Source organism: Pseudomonas sp. MS01C9 (assembly GCF_058202755.1).
In genome coordinates this window covers 3,890,327-3,910,679 of record NZ_CM177073.1, presented here as the reverse complement: position 1 = coordinate 3,910,679, position 20,353 = coordinate 3,890,327, and the positions used below count along the sequence as shown (strand labels likewise).

General features: G+C 62.0%; 20 protein-coding genes. 7 read left to right on the top strand and 13 right to left on the bottom strand.

Annotated features, from left to right (window positions below; all coding sequences use genetic code 11):
* The first annotated feature begins 328 nt into the window (after positions 1 to 328).
* Positions 329 to 1,804, top strand: a complete 1,476-nt coding sequence (locus AC1M7R_RS17865) for an inorganic phosphate transporter (RefSeq protein ID WP_072398838.1) — start codon at positions 329 to 331, stop codon at positions 1,802 to 1,804.
* A 160-nt stretch (positions 1,805 to 1,964) separates the two neighbouring features.
* On the opposite strand, the gene ccoM is transcribed toward AC1M7R_RS17865, so the two are convergent.
* The 3 genes from ccoM to AC1M7R_RS17850 form a co-directional block, all read right to left on the bottom strand.
* Positions 1,965 to 2,081 carry a cytochrome c oxidase subunit CcoM gene (gene ccoM, locus AC1M7R_RS17860; protein WP_279567505.1) on the bottom strand — a complete coding sequence of 39 codons (117 nt, stop codon included), beginning with the start codon at positions 2,079 to 2,081 and terminating at the stop codon, positions 1,965 to 1,967.
* 143 nt (positions 2,082 to 2,224) lie between these two features.
* The gene (locus AC1M7R_RS17855) at positions 2,225 to 2,392 is read right to left on the bottom strand and encodes a hypothetical protein (protein WP_490609785.1); all 168 of its coding nucleotides are present in this window, start codon (positions 2,390 to 2,392) and stop codon (positions 2,225 to 2,227) included.
* 94 nt (positions 2,393 to 2,486) lie between these two features.
* Positions 2,487 to 2,828: an aspartate-semialdehyde dehydrogenase gene (locus AC1M7R_RS17850; RefSeq protein WP_490609784.1), complete on the bottom strand. Its 342-nt coding sequence runs from the start codon at positions 2,826 to 2,828 to the stop codon at positions 2,487 to 2,489.
* A 249-nt stretch (positions 2,829 to 3,077) separates the two neighbouring features.
* On the opposite strand from AC1M7R_RS17850, the gene rapA reads away from it, so the two are divergent.
* The gene (rapA, locus tag AC1M7R_RS17845; RefSeq protein WP_072459485.1) at positions 3,078 to 5,924 is read left to right on the top strand and encodes an RNA polymerase-associated protein RapA; all 2,847 of its coding nucleotides are present in this window, start codon (positions 3,078 to 3,080) and stop codon (positions 5,922 to 5,924) included.
* 223 nt (positions 5,925 to 6,147) lie between these two features.
* Here the strand turns inward: rapA and AC1M7R_RS17840 are convergent, their stop codons facing one another.
* The 4 genes from AC1M7R_RS17840 to AC1M7R_RS17825 form a co-directional block, all read right to left on the bottom strand.
* On the bottom strand, positions 6,148 to 6,990 hold the full coding sequence (locus AC1M7R_RS17840; protein WP_490609783.1) for a cache domain-containing protein: 843 nt from the start codon (positions 6,988 to 6,990) through the stop codon (positions 6,148 to 6,150).
* 202 nt (positions 6,991 to 7,192) lie between these two features.
* Complete coding sequence (locus AC1M7R_RS17835; protein ID WP_490609782.1) at positions 7,193 to 8,068, bottom strand: ATPase; 876 nt, start codon at positions 8,066 to 8,068, stop codon at positions 7,193 to 7,195.
* A 107-nt stretch (positions 8,069 to 8,175) separates the two neighbouring features.
* Positions 8,176 to 9,159, bottom strand: coding sequence for an NAD-dependent epimerase/dehydratase family protein (locus AC1M7R_RS17830; protein WP_076405255.1), 984 nt, complete (start codon positions 9,157 to 9,159; stop codon positions 8,176 to 8,178).
* Between the two features lie 84 nt (positions 9,160 to 9,243).
* Complete coding sequence (locus tag AC1M7R_RS17825; RefSeq protein WP_072398845.1) at positions 9,244 to 10,143, bottom strand: LysR family transcriptional regulator ArgP; 900 nt, start codon at positions 10,141 to 10,143, stop codon at positions 9,244 to 9,246.
* A gap of 95 nt (positions 10,144 to 10,238) precedes the next feature.
* Here AC1M7R_RS17825 and AC1M7R_RS17820 point away from each other — a divergent pair, with 95 nt between their 5' ends.
* The 4 genes from AC1M7R_RS17820 (at position 10,239) to AC1M7R_RS17805 (ending at position 15,524) form a co-directional block, all read left to right on the top strand.
* Positions 10,239 to 10,841 carry a LysE/ArgO family amino acid transporter gene (locus tag AC1M7R_RS17820; protein ID WP_072398846.1) on the top strand — a complete coding sequence of 201 codons (603 nt, stop codon included), beginning with the start codon at positions 10,239 to 10,241 and terminating at the stop codon, positions 10,839 to 10,841.
* A 174-nt stretch (positions 10,842 to 11,015) separates the two neighbouring features.
* Positions 11,016 to 11,612: a superoxide dismutase gene (locus AC1M7R_RS17815; protein ID WP_072398847.1), complete on the top strand. Its 597-nt coding sequence runs from the start codon at positions 11,016 to 11,018 to the stop codon at positions 11,610 to 11,612.
* 309 nt (positions 11,613 to 11,921) lie between these two features.
* On the top strand, positions 11,922 to 13,973 hold the full coding sequence (locus AC1M7R_RS17810; protein WP_072398848.1) for a putative bifunctional diguanylate cyclase/phosphodiesterase: 2,052 nt from the start codon (positions 11,922 to 11,924) through the stop codon (positions 13,971 to 13,973).
* Positions 13,974 to 14,180: 207 nt separating this feature from the next.
* Complete coding sequence (locus tag AC1M7R_RS17805) at positions 14,181 to 15,524, top strand: imelysin family protein (protein ID WP_072398849.1); 1,344 nt, start codon at positions 14,181 to 14,183, stop codon at positions 15,522 to 15,524.
* 270 nt (positions 15,525 to 15,794) lie between these two features.
* Here the strand turns inward: AC1M7R_RS17805 and AC1M7R_RS17800 are convergent, their stop codons facing one another.
* From AC1M7R_RS17800 to AC1M7R_RS17785, 4 genes are all read right to left on the bottom strand, one after another.
* The gene (locus AC1M7R_RS17800; protein ID WP_490609781.1) at positions 15,795 to 17,033 is read right to left on the bottom strand and encodes an RNA polymerase sigma factor; all 1,239 of its coding nucleotides are present in this window, start codon (positions 17,031 to 17,033) and stop codon (positions 15,795 to 15,797) included.
* Positions 17,033 to 17,509, bottom strand: a complete 477-nt coding sequence (locus tag AC1M7R_RS17795; RefSeq protein WP_072398851.1) for an SRPBCC family protein — start codon at positions 17,507 to 17,509, stop codon at positions 17,033 to 17,035. Before AC1M7R_RS17795 ends, AC1M7R_RS17800 begins: the two co-directional genes overlap by 1 nt.
* Before the next feature lie 27 nt (positions 17,510 to 17,536).
* Positions 17,537 to 17,881, bottom strand: coding sequence for a YciI family protein (locus AC1M7R_RS17790; RefSeq protein WP_072398852.1), 345 nt, complete (start codon positions 17,879 to 17,881; stop codon positions 17,537 to 17,539).
* Positions 17,882 to 17,948: 67 nt separating this feature from the next.
* The gene (locus AC1M7R_RS17785; protein ID WP_072398853.1) at positions 17,949 to 18,383 is read right to left on the bottom strand and encodes a YybH family protein; all 435 of its coding nucleotides are present in this window, start codon (positions 18,381 to 18,383) and stop codon (positions 17,949 to 17,951) included.
* 140 nt (positions 18,384 to 18,523) lie between these two features.
* Between AC1M7R_RS17785 and AC1M7R_RS17780 the strand changes: the two genes are divergently transcribed.
* Positions 18,524 to 19,009, top strand: a complete 486-nt coding sequence (locus tag AC1M7R_RS17780) for a GNAT family N-acetyltransferase (RefSeq protein WP_072398854.1) — start codon at positions 18,524 to 18,526, stop codon at positions 19,007 to 19,009.
* A gap of 9 nt (positions 19,010 to 19,018) precedes the next feature.
* On the opposite strand, the gene AC1M7R_RS17775 is transcribed toward AC1M7R_RS17780, so the two are convergent.
* Positions 19,019 to 19,507 carry a GyrI-like domain-containing protein gene (locus AC1M7R_RS17775; protein WP_072398855.1) on the bottom strand — a complete coding sequence of 163 codons (489 nt, stop codon included), beginning with the start codon at positions 19,505 to 19,507 and terminating at the stop codon, positions 19,019 to 19,021.
* Between the two features lie 79 nt (positions 19,508 to 19,586).
* Positions 19,587 to 20,249, bottom strand: coding sequence for a LysE family translocator (locus tag AC1M7R_RS17770; protein WP_490609780.1), 663 nt, complete (start codon positions 20,247 to 20,249; stop codon positions 19,587 to 19,589).
* Positions 20,250 to 20,353 lie beyond the last annotated feature (104 nt).

Genomic DNA, 20,353 nt, shown 5'->3' with positions numbered 1-20,353 from the left:
GCCGACACCCGGGTCGGATGCCGATACGCAAGCCCGTCATGAGCGGGCCGCCTCCTGTCAGGTTCTGGCAAGCCCACCATTGGCCGGCTCTCACCTTTCAGATATTTCATACACTTCTTGAAAGCCCCCCTGAGCAGCTGGAAACGCCCAGCCCGCCTTGCTTTTCGCCCCTGAATCAAGGGGTTGCGCAGCCCAGGGAAAACCTTGTCGGAAAAGGTTTCCTACAAATTATTTCGTAGAAGAATGCTACCGATGAGCAGGGAAGGCATCGATTGACGCGGTTTTCTGGCATAATCGCGCCCCCTTACGACCGGGTCAGAAAACCTTCATGATCGATTTATTCAGCGGACTGGATGCTTGGGTGCTTGTGAGCCTCTTGCTCGCCCTGGCTTTTGTCCTCGCCTTCGAGTTCATCAACGGCTTTCATGACACCGCTAACGCGGTTGCCACTGTTATCTACACCAAGGCCATGCCGCCTCACCTGGCGGTGTTCTTCTCCGGTGTGTTCAATTTCCTCGGCGTGCTGCTCGGAGGCGTGGGCGTAGCCTACGCCATCGTGCACCTGTTGCCGGTGGAACTGCTGATCAATGTGAACACCGGGCACGGGTTGGCCATGGTGTTCTCGCTGCTTGCAGCGGCCATCACCTGGAACCTGGGCACCTGGTACTTCGGTATCCCGGCTTCCAGCTCCCACACGCTGATCGGCTCGATCCTCGGCGTGGGCCTGGCCAACGCGTTGATCAACGACATTCCCCTGGCCGACGGCGTGAACTGGCAGAAAGCGATCGATATCGGCGCGTCCCTGGTGTTCTCGCCCATGGCCGGCTTCCTGATTGCCGCCCTGGTATTGATCGGCCTGAAATGGTGGCGTCCGCTGTCGAAGATGCACAAGACGCCGGAGCAGCGTCGCAAGATCGACGACAAGAAGCATCCGCCGTTCTGGAACCGCCTGGTCTTGGTGATTTCAGCCATGGCCGTCAGCTTCGTCCACGGTTCCAACGATGGCCAGAAAGGTATCGGCCTGATCATGCTGGTGCTGATCGGTATCGTGCCGGCGCAGTTCGTCCTCGACCTGAACAGCACCACCTACCAGATCGAACGCACCCGCGACGCCACGCTGCACCTGAGCCAGTTCTACCAGCGCAACAACGAATCCCTGGGCGAATACCTGGCGCTGGGCAAGAGCGTGAACGGCGACCTGCCCGAGAAATTCCGCTGCAACCCGCAGCAGACCGAACCGACCATCAATGCCTTGCTCGACACCCTCAAGGGTGTGGCCGACTATCACTCGCTGCCATCGGAAAAACGCATCGAGGTGCGTCGCTACCTGCTCTGCCTGGACGACACGGCGAAGAAAGTGGGCAAGCTGCCTGGCCTGGCTGCCCGCGAGAAGGATGACCTGAACAAGCTGCGCAAGGACCTGACCGCCACCACCGAGTACGCTCCGTTCTGGGTGATCCTGGCCGTCGCCCTGGCCCTGGGCCTGGGGACTATGGTCGGTTGGAAACGCGTGGTGCTGACCATCGGCGAGAAGATCGGCAAGCAGGGCATGACCTATGCCCAGGGTATGTCCGCACAGATCACCACCGCGTGCATGATCGGCATGGCGAACATCTTCAGCCTGCCGGTTTCCACCACCCATGTGCTGTCCTCCGGCGTGGCAGGCACCATGGTTGCCAACAAGAGCGGCCTGCAAGGCGGCACGGTGCGCAACATCCTGCTGGCCTGGGTGCTGACCCTGCCAGCCACGGTGGGCCTGTCGGCCGCGCTGTTCTGGCTCGCCTCCACCGCCATCGTCAGCTGATTCCAGCGGCTACAAAAAAAAGGTGCGACCCTGGCGGATCGCACCTTTTTTATACTCAAGACTTTCTACAGCGGTTTTGGGTAGAAGCAGAAAACTTGCAAAAAAAAGGGCGACCGAAGTCGCCCAAAATGCCTTGCGTGCTCGTTGCAGCTGGAAAGACTTATGGCTTTCTACGCTTATGTGCGTCTTTCCAGATGAATAATCCAAATACAGCGAAGAATACGAACATGAGGCCGACCGTCAGTATCCCGGCAAACACCACATTATCGAAAAACATGACTGGCCTCCTGGTCTTGCCCCGTTTTGATGGGTTCAAGTTAACCAATCAGGCCTGGATGAAAATTGACCGGGGTCAATAACGCTCGCAACTGAGGGAAAAGGCGGGGCAATAACTGATCTGTGTCAATGGAACGAGGGGGTTCAACGCTTTTTCGGCTTGTTCTTGTTCTTGGCTTTCTTTCCGGGCTTGCCCAGAGGCATGGCCTGCTCGAAAGCCTGGCGAACTTCATTGAGGCGTTTTTCGTTGAGGTCGTGAACGCGCTTGGCGCGTTCGGCGCTGAGGTCGATCAGCTTGTCTTCTTGGCTCATGGCGTCCGGGATCATGCAGTGGATTGCGAATGCCTCCATGATGCGGACTGTTGGCGGCGTTGACCAGCCTGCCTTCGTCGCAAACATGCGGATTTCAGATCTGGATGTCGACCCACAGCCCCTGGCGCGACTCGCCTTCCACCAGCGGTACCACGGGCACGGTGTTATCGGCATTGAGCTCGGTACCCGGTACGGCCAGGTGTTCTTCGGGATCCTCATCCGCTTCACGGCGGCGCCTTTCCCGCTCCTGCTGGCGACGCTGTTCCTCGCGCAACAACAGCGCGGCCTCTTCCGGATCCTGCTGCTTGAGGTCGATGGTGGTTTCGTTGGAGCCTTGCTGCACCGGGGTCACGGGCGGAATATCCGGTCGCGGACGGATCGGATCCTGTTGAGCTGTAATCGGTACGGCGCTCAAGGGGAGCGTGGGTGGCAACATAAGAATCTCCTGTCTTCAGGTTGTCGGCTGCGAGGCAGGCAGCTTGAACCGCCGGTCTGAAACTTGTGACCCGGTTGGCATTAATGCAGATCGCACACAAGCTTGTTTGATCACCCAGCCAGCTTAAGTTCCATGGAAGCGGTTGATCGATACCTGTCGATGACTACCCTTGGTGCGTGCGTATTTCCTTTGGTCTGAGGGATCATTCCGTTAAGATAGCCGGCTTTTTCAAGGCGGGAGTCAGGCAGCATGGCGCAGCAGTATCAACCGGGGCAACGCTGGATCAGTGACAGCGAAGCGGAGTTGGGTTTAGGCACCGTTCTGGCACAGGACGGCCGCTTGTTGACCGTGCTCTACCCGGCCACTGGCGACACTCGCCAGTACGCGCTACGGAATGCGCCCCTCACCCGTGTGCGGTTTTCGCCGGGCGATGTGATCACTCATTTCGAAGGCTGGAAGATGACCGTGCGCGAAGTCGATGACGTCGACGGACTGCTGGTCTATCACGGCCTCAACGGGCAGAACGAAGTCGTGACCCTGCCTGAGACCCAACTGTCGAACTTCATCCAGTTCCGCCTGGCCAGCGACCGCCTGTTCGCCGGCCAGATCGACCCGCTGGCCTGGTTCTCCCTGCGCTACTACACCCTCGAGCATACCAGCCGGCAGCTGCAGTCCCCGCTATGGGGCCTGGGCGGCGTCCGTGCCCAACCCATCGCGCACCAGCTGCACATTGCCCGAGAAGTGGCCGACCGCATCGCCCCTCGGGTATTGCTGGCGGACGAAGTGGGCCTGGGCAAGACCATCGAGGCCGGCCTGGTCATACACCGCCAGTTGCTGTCCGGACGGGCCAGCCGTGTGCTGATCCTGGTTCCGGAAAACCTCCAGCACCAATGGCTGGTGGAAATGCGCCGGCGCTTCAACCTGCAGGTCGCCCTGTTCGATGAAGAACGCTTTATCGAAAGCGATGCCAGCAACCCGTTCGAAGACACCCAGTTGGCCCTGGTGGCACTGGAGTGGCTGGTGGACGACGAAAAGGCCCAGGACGCGCTGTTTGCCGCCGGCTGGGACCTGATGGTGGTCGATGAAGCCCATCACCTGGTCTGGCACGAAGACCGGGTCAGCCCTCAATACGCGCTGGTCGAACAACTGGCCGAGACGATCCCGGGTGTGTTGCTGCTGACGGCGACCCCGGAACAGTTGGGACAGGACAGCCATTTTGCCCGCCTGCGCCTGCTGGACCCGAACCGTTTCCACGACCTCAAGGCCTTCCGCGCCGAAAGCGAGAACTATCGCCCGGTGGCCGAAGCCGTGCAGGAGCTGCTGGACAAGGGCCGCCTCTCGCCCGAAGCCCACCAGACCATCCACGGCTTCCTGGGCAACGAAGGCGAAGCCTTGCTGACCGCCGTCAACGATGGCGATGTCGAAGCCAGTGCCCGCCTGGTGCGCGAACTGCTGGACCGCCACGGCACCGGCCGGGTCCTGTTCCGCAACACCCGCGCCGCGGTGCAGGGTTTCCCGGAGCGCAAGCTGCATGCCTATCCGCTGCCGTGCCCTGACCAGTACCTCGAACTGCCTTTGGGCGATCACGCCGAGCTGTATCCGGAAGTCAGCTTCCAGGCCCAGACGGACACCGGCGAGGAAGAGCGCTGGTGGCGCTTCGATCCGCGCGTCGAGTGGCTGATCGACACCCTGAAGATGCTCAAGCGCACCAAAGTGCTGGTGATCTGCGCCCACGCCGAAACCGCCATGGATCTGGAAGACGCCCTGCGCGTACGCTCCGGCATCCCGGCCACGGTGTTCCACGAGGGCATGAGCATCCTGGAGCGTGACCGCGCAGCCGCCTATTTCGCCGACGAAGAGTTTGGCGCCCAGGTGTTGATCTGCTCGGAAATCGGCAGCGAAGGCCGCAACTTCCAGTTTGCCCACCACTTGGTGCTGTTCGATCTGCCAGCGCACCCGGACCTGCTGGAACAACGTATCGGACGCCTGGACCGGATCGGCCAGAAGCACACCATCGAGTTGCATGCGCCGTACCTGGAAACCAGCCCCCAGGCACGCCTGTTCCAGTGGTATCACGAAGCCCTGAATGCGTTCCTCAACACTTGCCCGACCGGCAACGCCCTGCAGCATCAGTTCGGCCCGCGCCTGCTGCCGCTACTGGAAGAAGCCGACGACGGCGAGTGGCAAGCGCTGATCGACGAGGCTCGCGCCGAGCGCGAACGCCTGGAAGCCGAGCTGCACACCGGTCGCGACCGCCTGCTGGAGCTCAACTCCGGCGGCGCTGGCGAAGGCGATGTACTGGTGGAGGCCATTCTCGAGCAGGATGACCAGTTCGCCCTGCCGATCTACATGGAAACCTTGTTCGACGCGTTCGGCATCGACAGTGAGGACCATTCGGACAACGCACTGATTCTCAAGCCGAGCGAAAAGATGCTCGATGCCAGCTTCCCGCTGGGCGACGACGAAGGCGTGACCATCACCTACGACCGCAACCAGGCGCTGTCTCGCGAAGACATGCAGTTCATCACCTGGGAGCACCCGATGGTGCAAGGCGGGATGGACCTGGTGCTGTCCGGCTCCATGGGCAACACCGCCGTGGCGCTGATCAAGAACAAAGCCCTCAAGCCGGGCACCGTGCTGCTGGAGCTGCTGTACGTCAGTGAGGTGGTCGCCCCGCGCTCGCTGCAACTGGGCCGCTACCTGCCGCCGGCCGCCTTGCGCTGCCTGCTGGACGCCAATGGCAACGACCTGGCCGCCCGGGTCTCGTTCGAGACCCTGAACGACCAGCTCGAAAGCGTGCCCCGCGCCAGCGCCAACAAGTTCATCCAGGCCCAGCGTGACCAACTCACACCGCGCATCAATGCCGGCGAAGAGAAAGTCGCCCCGCGTCACGCCGAACGCGTGGCCGAGGCCCAGCGCCGCCTGGCCGCCGATACCGACGAGGAACTGGCCCGCCTGACCGCGCTGCAAGCGGTCAACCCCACCGTGCGCGACAGCGAGCTGGTGGCCCTGCGTCAACAGCGCGAGCAAGGCCTGGCGATGCTCGAGAAGGCGGCGTTGCGCCTGGAAGCGATCCGAGTGCTGGTCGCAGGCTGATTGGCCCCGCGACTCAACAGGAGGCCCGCAGCGATGCGGGCCTTTTTAGTTATGCGAACCTGCCGAACATAGAAATGTCGGGCTGGGAACACGGTTTACCGTGGCGGGGATTTATCCCCGTTGGGTTGCACCGCCCCTCTGCGTGCTAACGGATGATCGCGGCGCATGATGGATTCTGGGGTAACGGGGATAAATCCCCTCGCCATGGATCCACAAACCGTCCTCAAGGGCTGTAATACCCCACCGCCACCAGGAAATGTCCGACCTTCTTCAGGTACGCGTGCTTGTCCTCGACCTTGCCCGTTACCGGATTCTTCCAGCGATACTCATACTCCCCCGCATCCTGCTGGCCAAGCATGGCCAGGATCGGCTCCCCCACCGGCTTGCCATCCGGGTCCTTGACCTTGGCGAAGTCGGTATTGATCAAGCGCAGGTTGGTGCCGTGTCCGACATAGCGCCGGGTATCGAGGTCCACGACGAAGACATACAGGTCATCCTGCAGATAACCGCCCTTGAGGGAGTTGATCGCCGCCAGGGTGGCCTTCTCGTTTTTCAGCAAGTCGTTCGAGGCCTTGTCCAGCAGCGCCCTGGCCTGTTCGGCGGAAGCCCGGGGCAGATAATAGCCAACGGCCAGGATGCGCTCGCCGACACGCTGGAAATACACATGCTTGCGCTCTACCTTGCCGTCCGCCCAGTTCTGCCAGCGGTATTCGGCCTGCTGGATGCCACTGGCCTCCGGGGTTTTCAAGGCGTCCTTGAAGGCCTTGCGCAAATCCGGCCCCAACACTTCGGAAACGTCTCGCCCGATCAACGCCGAGGAAGGCCCGCCGCTGGCCAGCATCACACCTTGGGTATCCACCACGAACACGTAACGATCCTTGTCGACGAACTCCCCCTGACGGCTGAAGGCGGCAAAGGCCTTGTCGCCGTTGTCGTGGTAATAGGCCAAGGCCTTTTCCAGCAGCGCCCGGGCCGCCTGGCCATCGTCCCCGGTGGCCGCCTGGGCCTGGGCAAGCCCCAGCATCAGCATCGCCCCCAGCCAGGCCATCTTGCGAAAAAGAACCATGCGCGCGCCCCTCGTTCTTGTTGGTGTTTCAAGAGCGTAGACGGCGCCGGATGATGTGGGAGTATTCAGGGGATTGCTGGGGTGCCTGGTGAGTCAGAGGCTAGTGCTATCGACTGACAGGACGTCATCGCGAGCTTGCTCGCGATGACGGCGGCACATTCAGAAATGATGTGCACTGACGCGCCACTATCGCGCAAAACGCTTATTGGGCCCGGGCGTTGAGCTGCTGCTGCAGATGCTGGATCTGTGCTTGCAAGGTGTTGATGTTGCGGGTGACCTGGCCGCGGAAGGCATCGAACTCGGCAGTGTTGCCACCCTTGTCCTGTTGGCTCTTGAGCACGATGACATCCTGCTCGAGACGGTCGATGGCAGAGTTGGAGGTGGCTCTTTTCAGCGCAGTGATGTCGGCACCGATGCTCTTGAGCTGGGCATCCAGGGCTCCGCCCTCGCCCTGGTTCTTCAGGGTGGTGACTTCAGCCACCAGCGCCTTGACCTGGGCCTGGAGCTCCTTGTTGGAAGCCTGAAGCTGGGTATTGGTGTTCTGCTGATCGGAGGCCTGGGCAATGAGCTGGGCCAGTTCCTTGTCCAGGTCAGCGGACGGACCGAACGTGGCTTGCTGTTGCCTGTACTGCTCCCGCAGCTTGCTGTCGAATTGCCGCCCCTGCTCCTGCAGCTTGTTGTCCAATTGCTTGATCTGCGCCTTCAAGGCTTCACTGTCGCTCATGACATTGGACTGCCCGGCGACCACCTTGCCGGAGATGTCCTGCAGGCGCCCCGCCGCGTCCTCGCTGATGCGGGCGAAACTTTCCTGGGTAGCCACCAGTTGCTGTTCCATGAGGGAGATCTGCTGGAAGCTCCACCAGGCCAGGAACGCGAATGCACATGACAGCGCGCCGATCAGCGCCCACAGCGGTCCGGTGCTGGGCCCCTTGACCCGGGCCGCCGCGACCGGGGCCGTGCGTGCCTGTACGTGGGGCGGGCGGTTGGGCAAAAAGTCATCGTCATCGGGAATGTCGGCCCGCACCCGCAGGCTCGGAACATCATCGAAGTCGTCGTTGGCATCGTTACGCATGGGCATGGGTTCAACCTTTGGGAAACCGGTGATGGCTTGATGCGGCGAGTATAACCCCCTCGCCCGCCGCACCGATTGACCCCGAACCCGGCACTCGGTTCATGACGGGCCGATCAGCGGCCTGTCCACCAGGCACAGAACTCATCGAGGGCCGTCCACAGGCTGACCTGCGGATCGTAATCGAGATAATGCCGGGCCCGACCGATGTCGAGGGTGAAATGCCTGTTCATGACCTGCATGCCCAGCCGCGAGAGCGTCGGCTCGGGGCGACCCGGCCATAATTTGCAGACGCCTTCGTTCAAGGCCGCGACGCTGTAGGCCAAGCCGTAGGAACGGTAACGCCGAACCTGTGGGACGTCCATCCGGCGCATCACATAGTTGACCACATCCCACAACGGAACCGGCACCCCGTTGCTGATGTTATAGGCCTTGCCCAGGGCGGAGCCGGTGGCCAGCAAACTGCTGAGCAGGGCTTCGTTGAGGTTCTGCACGCTGGTGAAATCCACCTTGTTCAAACCGTTGCCGATGATTGCCAGTCGACCCTTGCGTTGCATCTTCAACAGCCGCGGGAAAATGCTCATGTCCCCCGCCCCGGTCACGAAGCGCGGCCGCAGGGCCAGTACCTCAAGCCCGAATTCCTGGGCACCGAAGACCTTCTGCTCGGCCAGGTACTTGGTGGCCGCGTACGGATGAGCGAAGCGCTTGGGCACCTGGTCCTCGGTCAGCCCGAGGTGGTCGCGGCCGTCAAAATAGATCGACGGGGACGACAGGTGGACCAGGCGCCGGACCTTCTGCTTGAGGCAGGCCTCGACGATGTTTTCCGTGAGCTGGACGTTGCCCTGGTGGAAATCCTGATAGCGTCCCCAGAGCCCCACCGCGCCGGCGCAATGCACCACAGCCTCGACATCCTGGCACAGGTCGCGGGCCAGCAGCGGATCGCTCAGGTCCCCCGGGACGAACTGCGCACCGCGACGCACCAGGTGCTCCACGCTCTCGGCCCGGCGTCCGTTGACCCGCACATCCAGGCCCTGCTCCAGGGCGAAACGCGCGAAGCGCCCGCCAATGAAGCCGCTTGCGCCGGTGACCAGAATCTTCATGCATACTCCCAACAAGTGCAGCGGCGGGCTGCGTGCCCCCCGGTGCCGGTTAATCTCTACTCTACGCCGCTTGCGGCTTGGCGCTTATCGCGGCTCCCAAGGCACCAGCGACTGGCCGCAGGCGCGGACCAATCGATCGGTCAGCAAGCCGAGCAATTGTCCACCATTGCGCCAATGATGCCAGTACAACGGCACATCGATCGGTTTATCTGCAAGCAACTCCACCAGTTCGCCCCGGGCCAGTTGCTCACGCACTTGCAGCTCTGGCACCAGCCCCCAGCCAAGGCCGACCTCGGCGAGGCGGATAAAACCTTCGGACGACGGACAGAGATGGTGCTCGAATCCCCCTTCCACACCCAGTGAGGCCAGGTAGCGGTGCTGGAGGAAATCATCCGGGCCGAATACGAGCGCCGGTGTACGGGCCAGTTGGTCGGCGCGTACGCCATCGGGAAAATGCCGGGCGATGAAAGCCGGGCTGGCCAGCGCGCGGTAGCGCATGGCCCCGAGCAAGACGCTGCGGGCACCGGCCACCGGGCGTTCACTGGCGCAGACACAGGCCGCCACCTCACCGGCGCGCATGCGCTTGAGGCCGACGGTCTGATCCTCCACCACCAGATCCATCAGCAACTGATGCTCGGCACAGAAGCTGCCCACCGCCGCCGCCCACCAGGTCGCCAGGCTGTCGGCGTTCAAGGCGATGCGCAGGCGCTCGGGTACGCCCTCCTCATCCAGCGCCGGAACCAGGCTCTGCAGGTCTCGCTCCAGCAGACGCACCTGCTGCACATGGTTGAGTAACCGCCGGCCGATCTCGGTAGGCGCCGGCGGCGTGGCGCGCACCAGCACCGGCTGGCCGACCCGCGCCTCCAGCAACTTGATGCGCTGGGAAATGGCCGATTGCGAGAGGCCCAGCACCTGGGCGGCACGCTCGAAGCCGGCTTGCTCGACGACCGCCGCCAATGCGGAAAGCAATTTGTAATCGAACATCAGTTTCTCTAATGAGCAATCAGCAGGATTGGTTTTTCTTATACCCCTTCCCACCGGAGAATAGCCAGCATTGAACCTTCGATGGAGAAACAATGATGTGGCAAAGCTATGTGAACGGCTTGTTGGTGGCCTTGGGCCTGATCATGGCCATTGGCGCTCAGAATGCCTTTGTACTGGCCCAAAGCTTGCGCCGTGAGCACCATCTGCCTGTGGCCGCCCTGTGCGTCACTTGCGATGCGCTGCTGGTGATGGCCGGCGTGTTCGGGCTGGCGACGCTGCTGGCCCAGAGCCCGCTGCTGCTGTCGATCGCTCGCTGGGGCGGCGCGGCGTTCCTGCTCTGGTACGGCAGCCAGGCCTTGCGCCGGGCCTGTTCGAAACAGAGCCTGCAGGAAGGTGAAAAACAAGCCGTGCGCTCACTGCGGGCGGTACTGCTCAGCGCATTGGCGGTGACGCTGCTCAACCCACACGTGTATCTGGACACCGTGTTGCTGATCGGCTCCCTCGGCGCCCAGCAGAGTGTTCCCGGCGCCTACGTCGTGGGCGCGGCAAGTGCCTCTCTGCTGTGGTTCTTCACCCTGGCCCTGGGGGCCGCCTGGCTCGCCCCGTGGCTGGCCCGGCCCACGACATGGCGGGTATTGGACGTGCTGGTGGCGGTGATGATGTTTACCGTGGCGGTGCAATTGATCGTCGCCGGCTGATTATTGCAAACCGCTCTGGAACCTCTATCCCACACAGTTGTTGCGTGGTTATGCCGCACCCCCGGTGCTATGATCCGACCTTGCGCCGCAAAGAGTACAAACTCCCCGGCGCTTGTCTGGCCGCCCGTGATCGGCCTTGCGCTCACCGCAACTGACCTGATTAGGAGAATCACCATGGCTTTCGAATTGCCGCCGCTGCCCTACGCACACGATGCACTGCAGCCGCACATCTCCAAAGAGACTCTGGAATACCACCACGACAAGCACCACAACACCTATGTCGTGAACCTGAACAACCTGGTGCCAGGCACCGAGTTCGAAGGCAAGACCCTGGAAGAAATCGTCAAGACTTCCTCGGGCGGTATCTTCAACAACGCCGCTCAGGTCTGGAACCACACCTTTTACTGGAACTGCCTGGCCCCTGACGCCGGCGGTCAGCCTACCGGCGCCCTGGCCGAAGCCATCAACAAGGCCTTCGGTTCGTTCGACAAGTTCAAGGAAGAGTTCAGCAAGACGTCCATCGGCACCTTCGGCTCCGGCTGGGGCTGGCTGGTGAAGAAAGCCGACGGCTCCCTGGCCCTGGCCAGCACCATCGGCGCCGGCAACCCGCTGACCAGCGGCGACACCCCGCTGTTGACCTGCGACGTCTGGGAGCACGCCTACTACATCGACTACCGCAACCTTCGTCCGAAATACGTCGAAGCGTTCTGGAACCTGGTCAACTGGAAATTCGTGGCCGAGCAGTTCGAAGGCAAGACCTTCACTGCCTGATTGCCGATGCCAGATCCAAGAGAACCCGGCGCCTCGCCGGGTTTTTTTTACCTTGCGTGAATGCCTTCGCAAGTCAGCGGGCCAGGAACGACCTCACGTCCGAATTCCAATAAAAAATCCCCCGAGGGCTCAAGTTGCGCCCCCCTCCAACCGACACAATGGGCGTAGAGCAATCACTCTGAAAGAACCGTATATCGGCCATGTTCCAGGCGAAATTCCTTGTGTTTGATTGTCCCTTTGACTGACATCACAGGATTGCCAATACTCATGGCAACTTGACGCTACCCGCACGGTACAAGGAATCCCTCTTTGAAGCTGGAATTAAAGAACAGCTTGTCTGTGAAGTTGCTCCGGGTCGTGCTCATCTCGGCATTGATCGTTGGCGTGGTCTTGAGCTGCGCCCAGATCGTGTTCGATGCCTACAAAACCAACCAGGCCGTCTCCAGCGACGCCCAGCGCATTCTCGACATGTTCCGCGATCCCTCGACCCAGGCCGTCTACAGCCTCGATCGGGAGATGGGCATGCAAGTGATCGAGGGACTGTTCCAGGACAGGGCCGTGCGCATGGCCTCCATCGGCCACCCCCGCGAAACCATGCTCGCCGAAAAAAGCCGCCCCTTGCAGGAATCGGAGAGCCGCTGGCTGACCGATCTCATCCTGGACAAGGAGCGGACCTTCACTACCCAACTGGTGGGCCGCGGCCCCTACAGCGAATACTACGGCGACCTGAGCATTACCCTCGATACCGCCAGCTATGGCCACAGTTTCATCGTCAGCTCGGTGATCATCTTCATTTCCGGCATGCTGCGCGCCCTGGCGATGGGCCTGGTGCTGTACCTGGTCTATCACTGGATGCTGACCAAGCCCCTGTCGCGCATCATCGAACACCTGACCGAAATCAACCCCGACCGCCCCAGCGAACACCAGATTCCTCAATTGCGAGGCCATGAGCAGAACGAGCTGGGCCTGTGGATCAATACGGCCAACCAGTTGCTCGCCTCCATCGAGCGCAACACGCACCTGCGCCACGAGGCGGAAAACAGCCTGCTGAGAATGGCCCAGTACGATTTTCTCACCGGCCTGCCCAACCGCCAGCAACTCCAGCAGCAACTGGACAAGATCCTGGTGGACGCAGGACGCCTGCAACGCCGGGTGGCAGTGCTGTGCGTAGGCCTGGACGACTTCAAGGGCATCAACGAACAGTTCAGCTACCAGACCGGCGACCAGCTGCTGCTGGCCCTGGCCGATCGGCTGCGAGCCCACAGCGGACGCCTGGGCGCCCTGGCACGGCTGGGGGGCGACCAATTCGCCCTGGTCCAGGCCGATATCGAACAACCTTACGAAGCCGCCGAGCTGGCCCAGAGCATTCTCGATGACCTGGAAGCGCCCTTCGTCCTTGACGACCATGAAATCCGCCTGCGGGCCACCATCGGCATCACCCTTTTTCCCGAGGACGGTGGCAGTACCGAGAAGCTGCTGCAAAAAGCCGAGCAGACCATGACCCTGGCCAAGACTCGCTCGCGCAATCGTTATCAGTTCTACATCGCCAGTGTCGACAGCGAAATGCGCCGACGACGCGAGTTGGAAAAAGACCTGCGCGAAGCCCTGATCCGCGACCAGTTCACCCTCGTGTATCAACCGCAGATCAGCTATCGCGACCTGCGGGTGGTGGGTACCGAAGCCCTGATCCGCTGGCATCATCCGGAACACGGCTTCGTGCCACCCGACCTGTTCATTCCCCTGGCCGAGCAGAACGGCACCATCATCGCCATCGGCGAATGGGTGCTGGACCAGGCCTGCAAGCAACTGCGCGAATGGCACGACCAGGGGTTCATCGAACTGCGCATGGCGGTCAACCTGTCCACCGTGCAACTGCACCACGCCGAACTGCCGCGGGTGGTGAACAACCTGTTGCAGCGGTACCGCTTGCCGCCTCGCAGCCTGGAACTGGAAGTCACCGAAACCGGCCTGATGGAAGACATCACCACTGCCGCCCAGCATCTGCTGAGCCTGCGCCGTTCCGGTGCGCTGATCGCCATCGATGACTTCGGCACCGGCTATTCGTCCCTGAGTTACCTCAAGAGCCTGCCGCTGGACAAGATCAAGATCGACAAGAGCTTCGTCCAGGACCTGCTGGAAGACGAGGACGACGCGACCATCGTGCGGGCCATCATCCAGCTGGGCAAGAGCCTGGGGATGCAGGTGATTGCCGAAGGTGTGGAGACGGTCGAGCAGGAGGCCTACATCATCTCCGAAGGCTGCCACGAAGGTCAGGGCTACTACTACAGCAAACCCCTGCCGGCGCGGGAGCTGGGCGCTTACCTGAAACAGGCGCAACGCAGCAAGGCCCTCACTCTCTGAATACCTGAAAGACCACGGCTGGGTCGGTGCCTGCGGGGGAACGGAAATTCCCCTGCAAAACGCCGGGCAAGGCTGTGATCTTTCATGAATGAACAAGAAATATTTACAGTCACGCCCTTTACACATAATGCAAATCTTTCGCATTATGTCGCACCTTTGCGCGCCCTCGCGCCAGTCCCCATTCATTACCGAAGCAGGATGTTTGCCATGATTCGTATGCCTCTGGCTTCCGCCAGTCTGCTGGCCATCGCTATTTCCCTCGCCGGTTGCGGCGAAGGCAAGGACAAGGCTGCCGCGCCGCAAGCGCCGACGCCGGCCGCCAGCACTGCGGCACCGGCCGCCCCTGCTGCCAGCGGCAAAGTCGACGAAGCCGCCGCCAAGGCCGTTGTCGCGCATTACGCCGACATCGTCTATGCCGTCTACAGCGATGCCGAATCCACCGCGAAAACCCTGCAGACCGCCATCGATGCATTCCTGGCCAAGCCGAACGCCGAGACCCTGAAAGCCGCCAAGGCAGCCTGGGTCGCCGCACGCGTGCCTTACCTGCAGAGCGAAGTGTTCCGCTTCGGCAACACCATCGTCGACGACTGGGAAGGCCAGGTGAACGCATGGCCCCTGGACGAAGGCCTGATCGACTATGTCGACAAGTCCTACGAGCACGCATTGGGTAACCCGGGCGCCACGGCCAACATCATCGCCAATACCGAAGTCCAGGTGGGCGAAGACAAGGTCGACGTGAAGGACATCACCCCGGAAAAACTCGCCAGCCTCAATGAGCTGGGCGGTTCCGAGGCGAACGTCGCCACCGGTTACCATGCCATCGAATTCCTGCTGTGGGGCCAGGACCTCAACGGCACCGGCCCGGGTGCGGGCAACCGTCCGGCTTCGGACTACCTGGAAGGCGCCGGCGCCACCGGCGGCCACAACGACCGTCGCCGCGCCTACCTCAAGGCCGTGACCCAACTGCTGGTCAGCGACCTGGAAGAAATGGTAGGCAACTGGAAGCCGAACGTGGCCGACAACTACCGCGCCACCCTGGAAGCGGAACCTGCCGAAACCGGCCTGCGCAAGATGCTGTTCGGCATGGGCAGCCTGTCCCTGGGCGAACTGGCGGGCGAGCGCATGAAAGTGTCCCTGGAAGCCAATTCGCCAGAAGACGAGCAGGATTGCTTCAGCGACAACACCCATTACTCGCACTTCTACGATGCCAAGGGCATACGTAACGTCTACCTGGGCGAATACACCCGCGTCGATGGCACCAAGATGACTGGCGCCAGCCTGTCGTCTCTGGTGGCCAAGGCCGATCCGGCCGTCGACACCACCCTGAAGGCCGAGCTGGCCGATACCGAAGCCAAGATCCAGGTCATGGTCGATCACGCCAACAAGGGTGAGCACTACGACCAGTTGATCGCCGCAGGCAACACCGCGGGCAACCAGATCGTGCGCGACGCCATCGCCGCGCTGGTCAAGCAGACCGGTTCGATCGAACAGGCCGCCGGCAAGCTGGGCATCAGCGACCTGAACCCGGACAACGCCGATCACGAGTTCTGATCGACGCTGGCTGGCTGCGGTTCAACGCAGCCAGCCAAGCCACAAAACCTGTGGGAGCGGGCTTGCTCGCGATAGGGGTCTGTCAGTCGATATAGAGACTGGCTGGTCTACCGTTATCGCAAGCTAGCTCGCTCCCACTGTGGTTTCTGGTATTTCAAAAATGCGAGATCAGTCATCGCCCCCCTTGCTCGCGATGGGGGCATCTCAGTCGATGTGTCTGGTCTTCCGCCATCGCCAGCAGGCTCGCTCCCACAAGGGGGTCACTCTGGTTCATGACTGCAACCCCGCAAGCCGTCCTTCGATAAACCGCCGTTCCGGCAATTGATGCGTCAATTCAAGGGCACGTCGATAAGCCGTCCGCGCCTCATCCATCCGTCCCAATTGCCGACAGAATTCGGCCCGCGCCGAATAGGCCAAGTGGTAGTCGAGCAACTCGCCACGCGCCAGGATCGCGTCGATCAAGCCCAGGCCGGCCGCCGGTCCGTCGCGCTTGGCCAGGGCGGCCGCACGGTTGAGTTCGATCACCGGCGATGGCATCGCCCGCAGGAGTACATCGTATAGCCCGACGATCTGCGGCCAGTCGGTGTCCGCTGCGTTGGGGGCTTCGGCGTGGACCGCGGCAATCGCCGCTTGCAGGCAATAAGGTCCGAACCGACGGGTATTCAATGCGGCTTCCACCAAGGCACAGCCTTCGGCTATCAATTGCGCGTCCCACAAGGAGCGGTCCTGCTCATCCAGCAGGACCAGCTCACCAGTGGCCGAGGTGCGCGCCGGCCGCCGGGACTCGTGCAGCAGCATCAACGCCAACAACCCCATGACCTCGGCTTCCGGCAACAGCTCCATCAACAGGCGCGCAAGGCGAATGGCTTCGCGAGTCAGGTCATCCCGGGTCAGCTCGGCCCCCATCGAGGCCGAATAACCTTCGTTGAACACCAGGTAGATCACCCGCAGCACACTGTCCAGGCGTTCGGGCAGCTCCGAGCGGGCGGGCACCTGATACGGGATTTTCGCATCGCGGATCTTCGCCTTGGCGCGCACGATGCGCTGGGCGATGGCCGCCGGAGCGGCGAGGAAGGCCCGGGCGATTTCCTCGGTGGTCAGGTCGCACACTTCCCGCAAGGTCAGCGGTACCTGGGCATCCGCCGCCAATGCCGGGTGACAGCAGGTGAAAATCAGCCGCAGACGGTCATCTTCCACGTCTTCGTCGCTCCAGTCGGCCTGCTCCAACGTCTCCAGCTGAGCGATCAGCATCGGCTGCGATGCCGCAAAGCGCGCCCGCCTGCGCAGGCTGTCGATCGCCTTGAAGCGCCCGGCGGACACCAGCCAGGCGCGGGGATTGTCCGGCACACCATCGCGTTGCCAGCGCTCGACCGCAATGAAAAAAGCCTCGTGCAGTGCCTCTTCCGCCAGGTCGAAGTCCCCCAGCAGGCGAATCAGTGTCGCCAGGATCCGTCGCGAGTCTTGCCTGTAGACCTGCTCGACCCGCGCCTTGACCGCTTCGGCCGGCATCAGTCGGGCAGGCCCTGGGTGACCAATGCCTCGAGCCGATCCAGGCTCTGCCCCCAGCCCTCGTGGAACCCCATGGCCTCGTGGGCCTGACGGTCCTCTTCGTTCCAGTGCAAGGCGCGGGCGGTGTAGCGGGTCTTGCCGCCCTCTTCATCGAGCATCACCTCGGCGGTCATGAAGGCCTTGCCGGACGGCAGCCAGCCGGGGAGAAACGCATCGGTGAACACCAGCCGCTGCGGCGCGACGATTTCCAGGAACACCCCCATGGTGGGGTACTCGCTGCCGTCGGGCGCCCGCATCAACGTGCGAAACTGGCCACCGACCCACAGGTCCATCTCGCATTCCGGCGTGGTCATGCCGTGGGGGCCCCACCATTGGACCAGCAGGGCCGGTTCGGTCCAGGCACGGAAGATGTCCTGGCGCGGAGCGTCGATCAAGCGGCTGATGGACAGCTCGAAAGAAGCAGGCTTGAGGTTCATGAACGATATCCTGTTTGTCATTGTTGTTCAGGGGTTCAGTTGGCGTACCGGTCGGACTTCGACACAGCCGACCCGGGCCGCCGGGATATGGCCGGCGACCTGGATGGCCTCGTTCAAGTCCTTGGCGTCGATCAGGTAGAAGCCCGCCAGTTGCTCCTTGGTTTCGGCGAACGGACCATCGGTGATCGACAACTTGCCGCCGCGCATGCGCACCGTGGTGGCGGTCTGCACCGACTCCAGGGCTTCGGCGGCGATCATTCGCCCGCTGCCCTGGATCGACTCGGCATAGGCCATGCACTCGGCGTCCTCCGGGCTGTCGGGGGAGTTGTGCAGCACATGTTCGTTGCTATACACCAGGCATAAGTACTTCATGGAAAGCTCCGTGATCGAACCGATCAACGATGACGGCAGGCGAACGTAATGGTGAAAAAACCGACGATCAGGGCTGCAGATCGAAGAGCGCCGTACCGGCCATCGGGTCGAACGGCGCCGACCAGTGTTCATGGACGATCTTCCACTGTCCGGCCACGCGCCGGTAGCAGGCCGTCACACGCATCCAGCAGGCCTGCTCTTCGCCTTTTTCATTGGTGCCGCCGCAATAGGCCAGCCAGTGGGCGAAAGCGATGCTGTCCGCCGGAGTGATGCTGACCTGATGAAACTCGAACTTGTGCGGGCCGGGGCACATCTCCATGCAGGCCTGCCAATGCGCACGATAAGCAGTCTTGCCCTTGAATTGCAGGGCCTGGATGGCATCGAACGAAACGATGTCCTCATCATAGAGCGCCATGACTTTTTCCACGTCCTTGGCCATGACAGCCTGGCGATAGGTATCGATCAGGGCCTGGATTTCGGTTTCAGTGGCTTGGGTATTCATGCTGGTTCTCCGCGTTTTTTGTTGAAGACACCCCTTGTCGTCTGGAGCAACGGCAAATCGACAACCCAGACAAAAATAATTCAAGGAAAAATAACGCTAGAATCCCTGCCTCATTCTGCCAGCCGACAAGGGACGCTTTCGTGACCGCTCAACTCGTCGCCTACGAGCACCTCACCGCTGGCCAGTGCCTGCAAGTGGAGGCGATCGAGGTTCTGCCCCACCAACTCAGGTTCGCCGGCGATATCCACGGTGCGCTGCATATGCTGCTGTCCAGGCCCTGCCCGGGGGTCAAGGGGTTCGCCCTGTTGGCCGATGACGTACCGGTGGCGTTCCTGCTCCTCAAGCGCCCACCGGCCCTGCCGGCCTGGGCCGATGAGCACAGCGCTACGCTACACGCCCTGCAAGTGGATCATCGGGCCCAGGGCAAGGGGCACGGCAAGGCCTGCCTGCGGGCGCTGCCCGCCGTGGCGCGAGCGGCCTGGCCGGAAATCAGGGGGTTGGAACTCTCGGTCGATGCCAGCAACGAATCGGCCATCGGCCTGTACACCCGGTTGGGCTGGGTTGACAGCGGCGAGGCCTACAAGGGCCTCGTCGGGTATGAGCGACGGATGGGCCTGGTACTCTGACCCAGCGCGTTACCTGACTTTGAGCGGTATCCAGATCTCCAGGCTGCCTTCCCCTGTCCTGGGGTTGAAGTCTTCACTGTAGCGCTCGAACTCCGGTTCGTCCGCCGCCTCATGCCCGGACTCGGGCAGCCATTGCTTCCAGATGTACTGGAACGTCTGCGGCAGCGTCTTCAGCGCCCCCCGGTGTTCGAACACCGCATAGTAGGCGGGCTGGATTTCGATCCAGCGGTATTGCTCCGGCAAATCGTCGAGTCGGCCGATCTCCACCCCGGCGATGTATTCGAATCCGCCCTTCCCGTCCGGATTGCAACATACGCCATAGGTCACGTCGCTTTTCTGCCCTGGCACATTACCGAGCCAGGGCAAGAACTTTTCCCAGAGCAAGGGGATATCCTGGGCCGTTTCCGGGGTAAAACGCGCACCGAAACCGGCAATGAGCTTGAAGTGTCCCTGTTCAAAGCGTGGCTCGGCTGTGTACTCGCGTTCGTGCTTTTCCATGCGTCAACACTCCGCAAAACATGAAGTCGGGCTTGGCAGTATAGAAGCCAAACCGTGATTGCCAGGGCCGTTTCGCTTGTCAGTGAACTGGCAGTACAGCCGCGGCAGCTCCACCGACGAACTCGTTGTAGCCAGAAACGATCACGTACACCGCGAAATAACAGAAGATCGCCGCGGATGCCCAATAGGAGTAACGCAGCAGCCTGTCCCCCAGCAATCTGCCGCCCTGGGTCGCTGCCAGGCACAAGCCTGCGCTCCACAGCAGCCCGGCGCAGAGGAACCCACTGAGGAACAGCGCCGAGCTGAGTACCGTGCCGCCGCCTGAACGGGCGATGAGCGTGCCGCCCACGGCCGCGAACCAGAGAATGGCGCTGGGCGATGACATGGCCAGGAAAATCCCCCGGAAAAATTCCTGGCGCGACGAACTGTCCCGCGCCTCGCTTGCCTGCGCCAGCACTGCGTCGTGATAGATCGCCGAATGGATCATCTTGGCGGCGAAATACAGCAACAACACCGAGCCGCCGATCCAGAGGACCCAGCGTACCGCCTCGTATTGCAGCAGCACGGTCATGCCGGCCAGGGCCAGTACGGCGTAGATCAGGTCCCCCACACAGGTCCCCAGGCCCAGGGCAAACCCCTGGAAATAACCCCGTTGCATGGCCAGGGTGATCATCGCGATGTTGGCCACGCCGATATCCAGGCATAAGGACAGGCTCAGCAGGAAACCGCTGGAAAATTCCATTGTTCATTCCGTTCGAAAGGGTGAAACGAGTCGAGCTGGTCGCTGGCGCCTACAAAGACCCGCGACCGGGCCGACAGTGTCGTCGAAAATAGTTGCCGGCCGCC